The sequence below is a fragment of the Streptomyces sp. NPDC006463 genome (assembly GCF_042870715.1).
GTDB lineage: Bacteria > Actinomycetota > Actinomycetes > Streptomycetales > Streptomycetaceae > Streptomyces.
The window spans coordinates 24,377-38,342 of record NZ_JBIAHP010000039.1 but is presented as its reverse complement, the minus strand read 5'-3'; the positions used below and the strand labels follow the sequence as shown (position 1 = coordinate 38,342).

The following is a 13,966-nucleotide window of genomic DNA, read 5'->3' as shown; positions in this document are numbered from 1 at the left end:
GCGTGGGGGGGGGGTGGGCGATCCGCAACCGGCGGCGCCCCCGGCCCCGCAACCCCTATCATACTCTGCGGCCCCCCCCCCCCCGGCGCCCCGGCCCCCCCCCCGGGGGGGGGGGGGGCGGCCGGTGCACGGCGCCGGGGCGCCGCCGTACGGTGCGGGCGGGGCGTCAGTTCTTGTCGTACATGCCCATCAGGTCGACGATCAGGTCGGTCGGCTGCCAGCCCCGGTTCCAGAAGTCGACGACATCGGTGCTGCCGGTGCTCGCCTGCACCAGGTTCGCGACGGTCGCGTCCTTCGTCCAGTTCAGGTCGGACGAGTCCGGCGGCGTCGGCTGGACCGTCTTGCCGGCGATGTAGTCGTCCAGGGTGTTCGGGTCCGGAGCGACCGAGAGGTGCCCGCTGCCCTGCGGGTTGGTCACCGTCGTGTTCAGGACGAGGGCCTCGAGATCCATGCCGTGCGTCCACAGGGTTTCGTAGTGGTACGTCTGGCCGTCGAGCGGGAAGCTGGAGGTCCGCGAGTCGTGCATGCGCCTGGGCTCCACCGGCAGGTAGGCGGCCTTGCCGTCGGCGCTGTAGTAGCCGGTGACATCCACGATCACGTCGGTCGGGCTCCAGGCGCCGTTGCGGATGTTGATCCTGCCGTCCGGTCCGACCGGCACGATCACCGCGTTGGCGACCGTCTGCCCGGCGGTGAAGTTCACGCTCGACGTGGACGGCGCCTGCTGGCCGCTCGGGAATACGGTCAGGTGGCCGGCGCTCTTCGGCTCGGTCACCGTGACGTTGAGGGCCACGGCCGTGACGCCGTTGGCCGGCAGCCCGCCCTGACCGGCGATCCGGACGTCGAACGTGCTCTGAGCGGCGGCCTGGCCCTTGGCCGTGCCCAGTCCCTCCCGGGTGTCGACGAGCCGGGACGGCTTGACGGAGGTGTATCCGCTGGCGGCGGAGCGGGTGAAGTAGCCCGTCACGTCGGCGATCAGGTCCACCGAGCCGACGCTGCGGTTGGCCAGCTCGACGTACCCGTCCTCGCCGACCGGCACGATCGCCAGGTTCGGCACGGTCTGGCCCGCCGCGAAGTTGACGTTCGAGGTGGTCGGCTGCTCCTTGCCGGAGGCGTACGCGATGATGTGCCCGCCCGCCGAGGTGTTGGTGGCGGTGAGGTTCAGGGCCACGGCGGTCACGCCCGCCGGGATGCCGGCGTTGCCGGCGACCTTCACCCGGGTCGTGCCGTACGGAGCGACGGGGCGGCCGGCCGAGGTGCCGGTGCCGTCGCGGGTGTCCAGCAGCCGGGTGGGTGCGTGCGGGGTGAACTCGGAGCCGTCCACGACGACGTCCTCGGTGGTGGTGGAGGTCACCTTGGTGAGCAGGTCGGTCGCCGTGATCGTGATCTTGTGGGCGCCGACCTCGGCGTACTTGTGCTTGAAGTACACGAACTCGCCGGCTTTGCCGAAGTCCTGGCCGGTGAAGCCGTCACCCCAGTCGACATCGAACCGGACGTAGCTGTTGGTCAGGTCGGTGCTGACGGAGGTCGCCAGGCCGATGGTGTGGGCGTAGTCGGTGCCCGTACCCATCCCCACCTCGAAGTACTCGCTCTGCTGCGTGCCGGCCGGCGCGCCGGACCCGGCCGTTGCCCTCGGCGCCGCCGCCTTGGCCTTGGCCACCTTCGCGGCAGCGTCCTTCGCGGCGGCCGCCTTGGCCGCCTCCTGCGCGGACGCGTCGTGTGCAGCGGCGGCCTTCGCCGAACCGGCCCCGGGCGCCGGGGAAGTGACGGTCGCGGCCCGACCGGGTCCGGTGGGCGGACCCGCTGCTTGCGCCGTGGCGGGTACGAAGCCGACGGCTGCCGCGACGACGGCGGCGGAGATCATGACGCGGTGACGGTACACCGGCCCCCCAATTCCTGAACTTGTTCATAAAGGTCATGATCAGGCTACATGGGGGCAGGTCCGCGCTCTGCTCAAGTCGTTGCGGGCGCCGCGTCCTTGGGGGACTTCGGGGGCTCAGAGGTCTCGGCGGGGACCGCGGCCCCGGTTTCGGCATCAGGACGGGGGATGCGGTGCAGCCCCCTGCGGTCGTAGAGGCGGGTGACCGCGAAGCCGAAGGCCAGCGCGGCGACAAGGGCGATACCCATGGATGCCCACGCCCGGGTGAGGCCCGCGTCGGCCTGGGCTCCGTAGTAGAGCAGGGAGCGCAGCCCCTCGGTGATCTGGCGCAGCGGCTCGAACTCGGCGAGGGCGCGGAAGAACCCGGGCAGCGCCTGGACGGGCACGGTGGCGCCGGAGGAGGGGACGGCCATCGCGACGAAGACGATGGTGGCCAGCAGCATGCCGGGGGTGCCGAAGGCGGCGAAGAGGGCGAGGCTGCCGATGCCCACGACCGCGATGGTGGCGACTGAGTAGAGCCACAGCAGGCCGAGGTGGGAGGCGTCCATGTCGAGGATGCCGACCGTGGCCACCTCGACCAGGGTGCCCATGACCAGTGACAGGCCGAGCATGAGCGCCATGCCGATGGCCAGGGTGCGGACGCGGCTGGTGTGCTGGACGGGTTCGCGCTTGCGGACGGGCCCGAAATCGGTGTGCAGGTAGCCGAGCGCGGTGTCGACCTGGGAGTTGACCACATTGGCGCCGAGCATGCCGCAGACGACCAGGACCAGTGCGTAGTAGAAGGCGCTCAGACCCATGGCGCTGCGGGGGCCGACGGGGTGGCCGTCGGCGACGTTCACGGTCACCGGGTCGGCCAGCTTGAGCTGGGCGGCCGTCGGGAGCGGGGTCTTCTGGGCTCCGGCCTGCTTGAGGAGTTCCTGGCCGAGTTGGGCGGAAGCGGCGTGGGCGGCCTTCTGGGCGGCCTGGGAGGACATCGAGGAGCCGATGCTGCCGGCGGCCTGGTTGGTCAGCACGGTCAGGGTCGGCGGGGCGGCCTTGCCCTGGGGCGCGGGCTGCGGGGCGGTGAGACCGGTCACCGTGGCGGAGAAGTCCTCGGGTATGACGAGGGCGCCGAAGACCTTGCCGCTGCCCAGCCGCTTGTCGGCCTCCTTGCGGCTCACGACCTGCCAGTCGATGCTCTTGTCGCCCTTGGCGGCCTTCTGGATCCCCGAGACGACCTGCTCGCCCAGGTTGACGCGGCGGCCGCCCGCGTCGGCGCCGCTGTCGCTGTTGACCAGGGCGACGGGCAGGTCGCGCAGGTTGCCCCTGGGGTTGACGTTGCCACCGACGTAGAGCAGCGCGAACAGCATCGAGACCACTGCGGCGATGAGTCCCGTTCCGATCCACAGCTGGGGTCGGCGGAGCACGGAGGGGGGTGTGGGATGAGGCATCGATTCTCCGGTGCGGCTGTCGTTCCTAAGTTGGATACTTAAGGTATCCAGCTACTGGATAGTGGCAGTATCTTGTTGTGGTGTCCAATCGCCGATGACGGATACCGGACGCGTGACCAGCAGGGAAGCCGTATGAAGATCTCGGAGCTCAGCCGGCGGACCGGCGTGCCGGTCGCCAGCATCAAGTACTTCCTGCGCCAGGGGCTGTTGCCCGCAGGGCGGGCGACCGCCGCGACCCTGGCCGAGTACGGGGAGGAGCACGCGCAGCGGCTGCGGCTGATCAAGGCACTGACCACGCTCGGCGGCCTGTCCATCGCCGCCACCCGTGAGGTGCTCGGGGCCGTCGACCAGGCCCACACCTCCGAGGGCGCCCTCGGAGCGGTCAGCTACGCCCTCCCGGTGCCGGTGGCGGCCCAGCGCGCAGCAGACCCCGAGCAGGAGGCCGAGGCCGACGCGACCGCCGGGGCCGAGGTGGCGGAGCTGCTCGCGGCGCTGGACTGGCAGGCGCCCGGCACGTCACCGCACGTGAAGGGGCTGACGGCGGCGCTGAAGGAACTGCGGCGGCTGGACGCGCAGTACGCCCCGGGCGAGCTCGCCGCCTACGCGAGGCTGGCCGAGTCGGTGGCCCGGCTGGACCTGGAGCGTGCGGCCGGCCTCGACGACCCGGTGGCTCTGGCCGAGCGGGCGGTCATCGTCTTCGCGATCTGCGCCCCGGTGTTCGAGCTGCTGCGGCGTCTCGCCCAGGAGGACCAGGTCCGGCGCCGGGTAGCGGGCGACAGCGCGGAGTCCGTGGCGCCCCGGTAGCGCCCGTACGGAGGGCGGCCGTGGCCGGGCGGGATCAGCTTTGGGGAGACGCTTCGGCCTGGGTGCGTCGCGCGTAGGCGCGGGCGGCGCGGGCGCGGTCCCCGCAGCGGATCGAGCACCAGTGGCGGCGGCCGTGGCGCAGCAGGTAGCGGTTGCAGGGGGTGGAGCCGCAGGCGGTGAGGCGCTCGGCGTCAGGGCCGGTGAGCAGGTCGGCGGCGTCGTCGGCGAGGACCGCGAGGGCGTGTTCGACGATCTGGGTGGTGGGGTGGGAGGCGGCTCGGTACGGGCCGTGCGTGCGGTCCCAGTGCAGCAGGGAGGCCGCCGGGGCGCGCGTGAGCGCGTCGTTGACGGCGGCGAGGGCCCCGGGTAGGGCCGGGTGGCCCTCGACCCGGGAGGCGAGCAGTGATCTGACCTGTTCGCGCAGCGACCGCAGCTGTGCGGCGCACATCTCCTGCAGTTCCACGTCCGCCGGTGCGAGGCCGCGTTCGATCAGCCACCGATTGGCGGCGGCGGGGGTGCCGAGGAGATCGGTGAACTGGCCGCCGGGCAGGGCTATGGCGCTGTTGGCGAAGTCGAGGACCGGGTGCTGCTCCGCGCCGGGTGCGGGTGGCAGGACAGGCTCGGCGGTCACGGGCTCCTTCATGGTTCTCATGTTACGGGTTGTGCCCATCCATGAGAAGCCGCTACCGTCCTTCACGGATAGACCACTACTCATCCGTGAGGTGTCGCTTTTCATGGCTAACTCCAGCCCGTCCGACGAGCAGATCCCCGTCCGCGTCTTCGGTGGCCCGACCGCCCTCTTCGAGTACGGTGGCCTGCGATTCCTGACCGACCCCACCTTCGACGCTCCCGGCGACTACCCGGCGCAGGGCGGCCCGCTCCTCGCCAAGACCGCGCCTTCCTCCGGCAGTCCCGCCGACCTCGGCCGAATCGACGTGGTCCTGCTCTCGCATGACGAGCACCCCGACAACCTCGACAACTCCGGGCGGGCACTGCTCGCCGAGGTGCCCCTCACCCTCACCACCCCCGGCGGCGGGCAGCGCCTGGGGGGCAAGGCCAAGGGACTGGCCGACTGGGAGGCGATCGAGCTCGACCGTCCCGGCGGCGGCACGATCACCGTCACGGGCGTGCCCGCCATACACGGCCCCGGGAAGCGCGAAGAGGTCGAGCCGATAACCGGCCAGGTCGTCGGCTTCGTCCTGACCGGGGACGGCCTGCCCACGGTCTACGTCAGCGGCGACAACGCCTCGCTCGATCTGGTCCGGCAGATCGCCGGGCGCTTCGGCCCGGTGGACACCGCCATCCTGTTCGCCGGAGCCCCTCGCTTCCCCGTCGTCTTCGATGGCGCGCTCATCGTCCTCGACAGCGCCCAGGCCGCCGAAGCTGCCGAGATCCTCGGTGCCCGCCGGGTGGTTCCCGTCCACTACGACAGCTGGGCCCACTTCACCGAAGGCCGTGACGACCTGGTGGCCGCCTTCAAGGCTGCCGGGCTGGCCGACCGGCTGGACCTCGGCGCCCAGGGCTGACCGGACCGGCCGGGCGTCGACCGGCGCCCGGTCCGAACCCGTCGGCTCGGCGGTGGCCCTCGTACCCGCGCGAGGACCCGCGCGATCGGCAGTCGCACCGGGCGAATCTCGCTGGTGGGGCCGGAAGCCTCCTGGTTAGCATCCGACGATGATGACGCCGGCGGACAAGTCCTTCCACGATGCGGTGCGTCGAGCTGACGTCGGCTGGTTGTCCAGCCGTCTCGACGCGCAGCTCTGCCCGCCGGCCGTCTTCGGATGTCTCATCCGGCACGAGGATCCCCGCCTGCGGTATCTGGGGTTGGTCCTTCTGGCCGAGCGCGTCACGTCGGGCCGGACGGGCGACGAGTCCGAGATGGCCGAGCTCGCGGGGCTGCTGCCGGTGTCACTGGAAGGACCGCCGGAGGCGGCGCTCGTCCTGGCGCGGCTCCACGAACGACTGGGGCCGTCTCTCCGGGGGCTCCGCCGGCCGTCGTGGCGGACGGCCGAGCTGCCGGCCCGGGTACGGATCGCTTGGCTGCGCGCCGAGCTTCTGAACGAGCCGACGGTGATCCGCAAGGAGTCTCCGGGTGAACTGCTGTACCAGGCCGTACGGGAAACGACCGTCACCTGCGCGCACCGGCCTGAGCAGCTCGTGAACGAGCTGGTGGACAGCGGTGACCCGGTGCTGCAGGCCGCGGCGCTGCGGCTGGCCCGGCAGGGGCTGCACGCCGGTCTGCTGGCTCCCGCGCTGGTTCGCGAACATCTGATCAGCCTGCTCGGTGTCGGCAGCGCAGACGTCGTCGCTGCCGTACTGGGTGAACTCACCGAGCCGTGGGCGGCGTTGGACTCCTTGCCGCCAGGACGGCTGTCCCCCTTTCTCGCTGCCGAATCGGTGACCACACGGCCCGAGGCGGCCGATGCCGCACTCGCGGCTGCGGCCCACCACGGGCACAGTCGGCTGCTGTGGCAGGTCATCGATGATCCGGATCTGCCGCCGGGTCTTCGTCGGCGCGGGATGGAACTGCTCGGTGACCTGGCGGACCGCGGTGACATCGGCGCACTGACGGCCATCGCCGCAGGGGACCCGTTGCTGTTCGGCGGGCCGGCGGTGACATGCCTGCGCGGGCTCCACCGGCGCGGGCACTTCGCGGATGGTGCGCACGTCCCGTCCATCATCGGTCTGGCGCTGGCCGATCACTCGATTCCGCCCCACGAGGTCGCGACGATCCTGTTCACCTGCCGACAGGAGATGTTCCGGGTACTGGTGGATGCGGCCGCCGGCGATCCGAGCTGGCCACGACGGCTCATGCTCCTGGTCGCCCTGGCCGGACAGGGGGCAGGGGAGCTTCCGATCGGGGACGCGATCACACGCGTACTGCCCTCGGCTCCCGTACCAGGGCCGTTTCTCGCCGCGATCCGCGCGCTGCGCCATGCGGATGCCGAAGACGCCGTGATCGCACTCCTGCCTTCAGCACCCGCAGCGGCCCTGGACGCTCTGGAGGCCATCGGCGGGCATCGGACGATGACGGCGCTGAGGGAAGGGCTCGGCCTCGCCACGGAGGAGAGCGTGGGCGTGATCGCGCCGCATCTCCGCGCGGTGCGCAGCAGCGCCCTTGAGGTGCTGTGGCATCTGTCCCAGGACCCGTCCCAGCGGCGTGCCGTCCTCGTCCGTCTCGATCCCGTCGATCTGCCGGCTCGCATCGCGGCTGATCTCGGTGGCCCGGACGAGCAGGAACTGGCTTTCCTGAGTTCCCACATGGACCCGGACGAGCCGGTGGCGGCACTGTGCAGACTGGCTGCCCACGGCGGTGCCGGCACGCTGCCGGTCATCGCGGACCTCCTCCTGCGCATCGTGGGCGACCTCGCGGCGTCCTGGGAGCCGTACGGTGCCGCCCCACGACTCGAAAACGGACAGCCGGCCGGGGAGCCCGTGGTACCCCAGGAGATCCTGGATGCCGTTTGCGGCCTGGGCCGTCGTCTCCACGAGCGGGGACGGATCAGGCCGTCCTGCCTGCTCGACGCGGCGACTGCACGAGAGGCCGGACACGCACTCGTCGCGACCATGGCGCTGGATCTGCTGGACCGGCCCGGACTGTCGAGCTCCGAGCAGGCGATCCTGCTCGAACTCCTGCTCCGAGCCCCCTACGCGGGCACCCGTGCGCGGGCGCACCGCCTGCTGCGGCACCGCGACCGGCACGTGCGCAAGCACGTGATCGCGCTGCTCGCGCGCGACGCCACGGGGGACGATGCGCAGGCGTTGTCGGCGACCTTGATCGCGCTGACCGCCGCCCAGGACATCCAGACCGTCCGGCAGGCGCTGCTCGCCCTCGGTCACGCGCGGGCCCGCTGGGCCTCCACCTCCATCGCAGCATGTCTCGGGCATCCGAACATGAACATCAAGAAGACCGCCGCCGAGGTTCTGGTCCGCGCGGGCACGCCCACGGCGGTGCCGGCACTGCTCTACTGGCTCGGGCACCACGACAATCCAGGCCTGCGCGGCTCGCTCATCGAGGCCCTGCGCACCATCCTCGGCGACGCATACCTGGCGACCGTCCTCGCCGCCGCCGAACGCAGCGAAGACGGCCGCGCCCGCGAACTGCTGCTGGAGGGACTCGACCGCACACTGCCGGTGCGCTCGGTCCTCGCCCTGGACGACCAGGCATCACGGGTCGCACCGACCCTGCTCGCCCTGGTGGCGACGGGCCGGGTCGGCCTCGCTTCCGGGACGATCGAGGACCTGTCGACGGCGATGGCCAAACACGGCATCGCCACGTCCGCCGCGTCGCGGTCAGCGCCGGACATCGGAGCGGAGCTCGACGTCAGGTCGCTGACGGCGGAGGGCTGGAGCACGTCGGTCGCGCTGCGCATCGCCGAAAGGGAGGAGCTGCCGCACCCCGCCCAGCTGCGGGAGCTGCGGCCCATGCTGCCGGACTGGCTTCGCCTGGCCGGCTCCGAACCCGCTGTCCGAGGCCGCGTACTGCGGCTCACGCTCCGGCTCTGCCCCGCACCGTGGACGCCCGAGGAACTGCGAGCCTTCGCCCGGTCCACCAGGGTCCTGCTCGACGGGCTCACCGAGGCCTCGGCGGGAGACCGGCACGACCTCATCGCTGTCCTCGAAGCCGTCGCACCGACTCTGCCGGCGGCCGAGAAGCCGACCGTCGCCGACGCGGTACGCGCGCTGCCCTCCGCACCCGGGGGAAGCCGGTCCACACTGGCGCTGCTCCGCAGCCTCGGCGCGGTGCTGGTCCGCGCCGACCTTGAGCAGGCACTCGCTTCGGCCCGGCTGGGCGCCGACCCCCGGCAGGCCGAGGCCGCTGTGCTGCGGGACGCGTTCGGCGCCACGCAGTTCCCGGCAGCCGACTCGCCGGCCACGGCCATGGCCACGGCCGAGGCCGAGGCGTGGCGAGCCGCGCTGAATACCGCAGCGCGCACACCGAGCGCCCTGGAGGAATTCCGCCGACTGCGCCAACAGCACGAGGACATCCCGGGCTCCCGGGACCGCCTGACCGCACTGATCGATGCCTACGCCCCTGCCGGGCCCGAGGTCCGCGCCGCCCTCATCGACTGGATGACGGCGGTCCAGCCCCTCGACGCACCACCCTGGACCATCGCCGAGACCGCGCACGCGCCGGCGCCGCGACCGAGGACCGTGCACGTCGACGACCTCGACCAGCCCCGTTCGACCGCACAGCGGGAGCGCCTGCTGACCATGCTGCAGTCAACCGCCCCGGAGCGCCGGCACACTGCGGCCCTGGCGCTCCTGGAGTGGCCCGAGCCCGAGGCCGGGCTCCCCGTACTCCGAGCGTTTCTGCAAGGCCGCATCGACATACCCGTCGGTGTCGAACTGGCCCGCACACTGAGCGCCATCGGCGAGACCGAACTCCGTGCGGACGGCATCCTGCACGACAGGGTGGCGCTCGCGGCAAGCCGGCTCGACCCGTGGGACCTGGAACCGCTGGTCCCGCTGCTGCTGGAATGGTGGGAGCACGACGCGCCGTCCAGCAGCTCCGCAGTCGGCCCGGCGCTGCGACGGGTCCCCGCCGACGTGCTGGCGGAGCGCCTCGGTGACCGCCTCGACGCCGGTGCCTGGGGCTTCCTCGACCTGCTCTACGGGCGTTCCCTGCTGCGCACCCCTGCGCTGACGCAGACCTGTCGGCGGCTGCGTGCCGAAGGACGCGACGACCTCGCGGACAGGCTGATCCTCGTCGAGGGTCCGCTGCGCCGACCGGACGCTGTACACCAGGACGCCGCCGCGCTGGCAGCCCTCCGTGACCGCGCCCCGGCCGCGTCGACACGAGCGTCACGACCCCCTTCCCGACAGGAGCTGTTGGACCTGGCCCGTACCGGCGACCCGGTGCGGGTACGCCAAGCGCTCACGCGACTGGCCGAGGGACACAGCGGCCAGGACCCCGACCAGGACCCCGGCCTGCGGGACCTGATCGGCGAGTTGCTGCATCACGCCAAGCCCAAGGTCCGCCTGCACGCCCTGCGGACCTCGCGGGCAATGCTGGACCGGCAGACCTACCTCCACCACACGTCGATCCTGCTGGGCGACCCCCAGCCGGACCTGGTGCGCACGGCGATCCGGACTCTCTGCCACGCGACGTGGGCACCCGCGATCCCTGCCGTGACCGAAATGCTGGACCACTCGCATCCTGTCGTCCGCAGGGCTGCGGCCGAGGGGCTCATCGGAATCGGCGCGCCGGCGATCCCCGCTCTCAGACATGCCGTCGTCCACGTCCGTCCCGACAAGCGGGCCCTCTACACGGAGGTTCTCGAACAGATCACGGCCGCGTCCCCGCAGCCACCGCAGGCGAGGCCGTAAGTACGGGTACTCATGCGCGATTTGTGAGCGCCGCTTACGTTCGCAAGGTGCCTACGAATTCGACAGGGCAGACGTCCGCTTCTGGCAGGAGCGGCTGGTGCTGCTGCCTGCTGTTCACTGCCTTGCCTGTCGCCTGGTTCCTCGCAGCCTTCGTCCTGCCGGAACGAGCGCTCTGGTTCCCGATCTGGCTGGGGGCCGTGATGTGGAACGGCGCGGACGGCCAAGGCGGCATCAGCCACTTGCTCGGCTGACAGCCAGTACAGCCAGTACAGCCAGTACAGCCAGTACAGCCAGTACAGCCAGTACAACCCGTACAGGCCGTCGAGGCCGTCGAGGTCGGCGCCGAGAGGGAGCCTTGGCCGGATAGGCACCGAGGCGCGTCACCGGCCAAGGCCCGACAGCAGGTTCAGGAGGACTGCCCGGTCAGGATCGCCGGGTCCGACAGGCCGGCCGCACCCGTCTCGACCTTGCCCGCGAAGCGGCGCAGGAACTGCGTCGCCTCGGAGGCGGTGACCGACACGTCGTACCAGCGCTTCGTGTTCCGCAGCGGAACGCTGTACGTGACGGTGGCGCCCCTGGCTACGGTGAGGCGCTTGGGACCGCCGCCGTACGCGTTGGTGACCGTGAGCGTCGCGGTCGACGCCCCGGCGTTGGTGAGGGTGAGGTCGAGGTCGCCGGTGGCGGCGTTGTGGCGGGCGACGACCTCGGGGCCGGCGGTGGTGCCGGGGTTGCGGAAGCCGCGCAGGAAGCCGTTGGGGCCGTGCACGGTCAGGTCGGTGACACCGGCCGAGTAGCGGGTGTTCCAGGCGTCCGAGATCGACTTGCCCGCCTCGGTGGTGTACGTCCACGGGGCGTCGGTGCGGTTGGCGGAGGTGACGTAGAACTGCGCACCCAGGTCCGGACCGCCGCTGAACGTCAGCCGGAACTTGCCCTCCTCGACGAGCGCCGTGCCGTCCACGTACGGGGCGTACTTGAGCGCACGCGTGGGCCGCAGGCCCTTCTCCTGGCGCGGCATGGAGCCGACGGCCGGGGCGGGGGCCTTGAAGTCGGGGTGCCGTTCGCGGTCCTGCGGCTCCCAGGCGCCGGTGTCGGGCAGTCGGACCGCGCTGGTGTCCTTGCGGGCGAAGTCGAAGGCGGAGGTGAGGTCTCCGCAGACGGCGCGGCGCCACGGGGAGATGTTGGGCTCCTGCACTCCGAAGCGCTTCTCCATGAAGCGGATCACCGAGGTGTGGTCGAAGGTCTCGGAGCAGGCGTAGCCGCCGGTGCTCCACGGCGAGACCACGAGCATCGGCACGCGCGGGCCGAGACCGTACGGGCCGGCGACGTAGCCGGGCTTGCCGGGGAAGACATCGAGGGCGGTCGGCGTGGTCGACAGGCCCTGCGCGGCACTGGCGGGTGCGTACGGCGGGACGACGTGGTCGAAGAAGCCGTCGTTCTCGTCGTAGGTGATGAAGAGCGCGGTACGGGCCCACACGTCGGGGTTGGAGGTGAGGGCGTCCAGGACCTGCGCGATGTACCAGGCACCGTAGTTGGAGGGCCAGTTCGAGTGCTCGCTGAACGCCTCGGGCGCGGCGATCCACGAGACCTGGGGCAGGGTGCCGGCGGCGACATCGGCGCGGAGCTGGTCGAAGTAGCCCTCGCCGGCCTTGGCGTCGGTGCCGGTACGGGCCTTGTCGTACAGCGGGTTGCCGGGCTGGGCGCCCCGGTAGTTGTTGAAGTACAGCAGAGAGTTGTCGCCGTAGTTGCCGCGGTAGGCGTCGTTTATCCAGCCCCAGGAGCCGGCGGCGTCGAGGCCGTCGCCGATGTCCTGGTAGACCTTCCAGGAGATCCCCGCCGCCTCCAGGCGCTCGGGATAGGTGGTCCAGCCGTAGCCGGCCTCGGCGTTGTTGAGGACGGGACCGCCGCCCGTGCCGTCGTTGCCGGTGTGGCCCGACCAGAGGTAGTAGCGGTTGGGGTCGGTGGAGCCGATGAACGAGCAGTGGTAGGCGTCGCAGATGGTGAACGCGTCCGCGAGGGCGTAGTGGAAGGGGATGTCGTCGCGCGTCAGGTACGCCATGGTGGTGGCCGTCTTGGCGGGCACCCAATTGTCGTACTTACCCTTGTTGAAGGCGCTCTGTCCGCCGACCCAGTCGTGGTTGAGGCCCTGGAGGAACTCCATGCCGAGGTCGTCGGACGGCGGCCGGAACGGCAGCGTCTCCTTCGTGCCATCGGACTGGTGCCACACGGACTTGCCGCTGGGCAGCGTCACCGGGCGCGGGTCGCCGAAGCCGCGGACGCCGCGCATCGCGCCGAAGTAGTGGTCGAAGGACCGGTTCTCCTGCATGAGCACCACGATGTGCTCGACGTCGGCGATGCTGCCCATGGTCCCCTGCGCGGGGATGGCGGCGGCGCGCGCGATGCTCTCGTTGAGCATGGTCAGGGCGGCGGCGCCACCGGTGAGCTGCAGGAAGCGGCGGCGGTTCAGTTCTGCCATGGCGGGAACGACCTCTGCGGTTGAGGGGTGCTGTGCGCCCCCAGGACAGCGCGCCCGGGGTACCGGAGGGGGAGCCTCGCGTGACGGCGGTGGATACGCCAGGCGAACGGCAGTCGGATTCCGTCGGAGTTCGGCCATGTCGGGCCGATCCGGGAGTGCCGGCCCGCCCGCACCCGAGCCGCCGCACGGAACTGACGGGCCGTCACGCGATGGGGCAGTGCCGCCGGCCCGGCCGCGAACCCGTACTCCAGTACGCCAGTACTCCCGTACTCCCGGACGTCCGGACGCCCTGGAAAACGAATGAGCCGACGCCTTCCCCCGGTTATCCTGCCTCGACCTGAACAGGCCAGGGAGGTCCCGCACCATGAGCAGCACCACGTCGTCGTTTCCCGAACGGATCGAGCTCTCGGGAGAGGGGCTCGTTCTGCGCGACTGGACGGAGGCGGACCTGGCCGCGATGCCGGAGTTGTTCGACCACCCCGACATCGCGTACTGGACGCCGATCGTCTCGCCCTTCGACGAAGTGGCTGCCCGCAATCGGCTGGACCGGGACCGGCAGCTGCGGAAGGAGGGCACGACCATCCTGCTCGCCATCACCGTCGACGGCGGCGCCCCGCTCGGCGAGGTCATGCTGCGGCGCGCCCCCGAGGGCACCGAACTCGGCTACGCGGTCGGCCCCGCCCACCGAGGCCAGGACCTGGCCGCGCGGGCGGTGCGGGTGATGGCCGCGTACGCCTTCGAGCAGTTGGGCACGGACCAGGTGATCCTGGAGTTGGAGGCAGAGAACGCGGCCAGTGTCGCCGTGGCCACCAAGGCGGGCTTCAGGCTGCTCGACGTGCCACGGATCACGGGCGAGGAGAAGGGTCGGCCGTTCGCCCTGCAGACCTGGGGCCTGGACCGCCCTTGATCCTCGGCTCCTCTCCCCTCACGCTCACCCGCCCCCCGACCCCGGCAGCCCTCGGGCCACGAGCCGAGTACGCCTCGTGATGTTCCGCTGCCAGTACGTGACCGTCAACGGGCTGTCGCCCGCCGCAGTTGCCTGTGCGCGCACCC

9 protein-coding genes are annotated in these 13,966 nt (G+C 71.5%); 5 read left to right on the top strand and 4 right to left on the bottom strand.

The genetic code is table 11. The features are described 5' to 3' along the window. Positions 1-166: 166 nt before the first annotated feature. Together ACFYOB_RS38815 and ACFYOB_RS38810 are read right to left on the bottom strand one after the other, a co-directional pair. Positions 167-1,861, bottom strand: coding sequence for a hypothetical protein (locus tag ACFYOB_RS38815; protein WP_388569051.1), 1,695 nt, complete (start codon positions 1,859-1,861; stop codon positions 167-169). Positions 1,862-1,950: 89 nt separating this feature from the next. Continuing rightward, complete coding sequence (locus ACFYOB_RS38810; protein WP_388569049.1) at positions 1,951-3,306, bottom strand: YhgE/Pip domain-containing protein; 1,356 nt, start codon at positions 3,304-3,306, stop codon at positions 1,951-1,953. 132 nt (positions 3,307-3,438) lie between these two features. Here ACFYOB_RS38810 and ACFYOB_RS38805 point away from each other — a divergent pair, with 132 nt between their 5' ends. After that, the gene (locus ACFYOB_RS38805; RefSeq protein ID WP_388569047.1) at positions 3,439-4,110 is read left to right on the top strand and encodes a MerR family transcriptional regulator; all 672 of its coding nucleotides are present in this window, start codon (positions 3,439-3,441) and stop codon (positions 4,108-4,110) included. A gap of 34 nt (positions 4,111-4,144) precedes the next feature. Here ACFYOB_RS38805 and ACFYOB_RS38800 read toward each other — a convergent pair whose 3' ends face one another. Next, entirely contained in the window at positions 4,145-4,753 is a 609-nt protein-coding gene (locus ACFYOB_RS38800; protein WP_388569044.1) for a CGNR zinc finger domain-containing protein, read from the bottom strand. 91 nt (positions 4,754-4,844) lie between these two features. Here ACFYOB_RS38800 and ACFYOB_RS38795 point away from each other — a divergent pair, with 91 nt between their 5' ends. The 3 genes from ACFYOB_RS38795 (at position 4,845) to ACFYOB_RS38785 (ending at position 10,691) form a co-directional block, all read left to right on the top strand. Then, on the top strand, positions 4,845-5,636 hold the full coding sequence (locus ACFYOB_RS38795) for an MBL fold metallo-hydrolase (protein WP_388569041.1): 792 nt from the start codon (positions 4,845-4,847) through the stop codon (positions 5,634-5,636). Positions 5,637-5,784: 148 nt separating this feature from the next. Beyond that, complete coding sequence (locus ACFYOB_RS38790) at positions 5,785-10,440, top strand: HEAT repeat domain-containing protein (protein WP_388569038.1); 4,656 nt, start codon at positions 5,785-5,787, stop codon at positions 10,438-10,440. A gap of 122 nt (positions 10,441-10,562) precedes the next feature. Beyond that, positions 10,563-10,691, top strand: coding sequence for a hypothetical protein (locus ACFYOB_RS38785; RefSeq protein WP_388569035.1), 129 nt, complete (start codon positions 10,563-10,565; stop codon positions 10,689-10,691). Positions 10,692-10,846: 155 nt separating this feature from the next. Here ACFYOB_RS38785 and ACFYOB_RS38780 read toward each other — a convergent pair whose 3' ends face one another. Next, positions 10,847-12,913, bottom strand: a complete 2,067-nt coding sequence (locus ACFYOB_RS38780; protein ID WP_388569033.1) for a phosphocholine-specific phospholipase C — start codon at positions 12,911-12,913, stop codon at positions 10,847-10,849. Positions 12,914-13,277: 364 nt separating this feature from the next. Between ACFYOB_RS38780 and ACFYOB_RS38775 the strand changes: the two genes are divergently transcribed. Continuing rightward, positions 13,278-13,820 (top strand): GNAT family N-acetyltransferase, encoded by a 543-nt coding sequence (locus ACFYOB_RS38775; protein ID WP_388569031.1) that lies wholly within the window; start codon positions 13,278-13,280, stop codon positions 13,818-13,820. Positions 13,821-13,966: the final 146 nt, after the last annotated feature.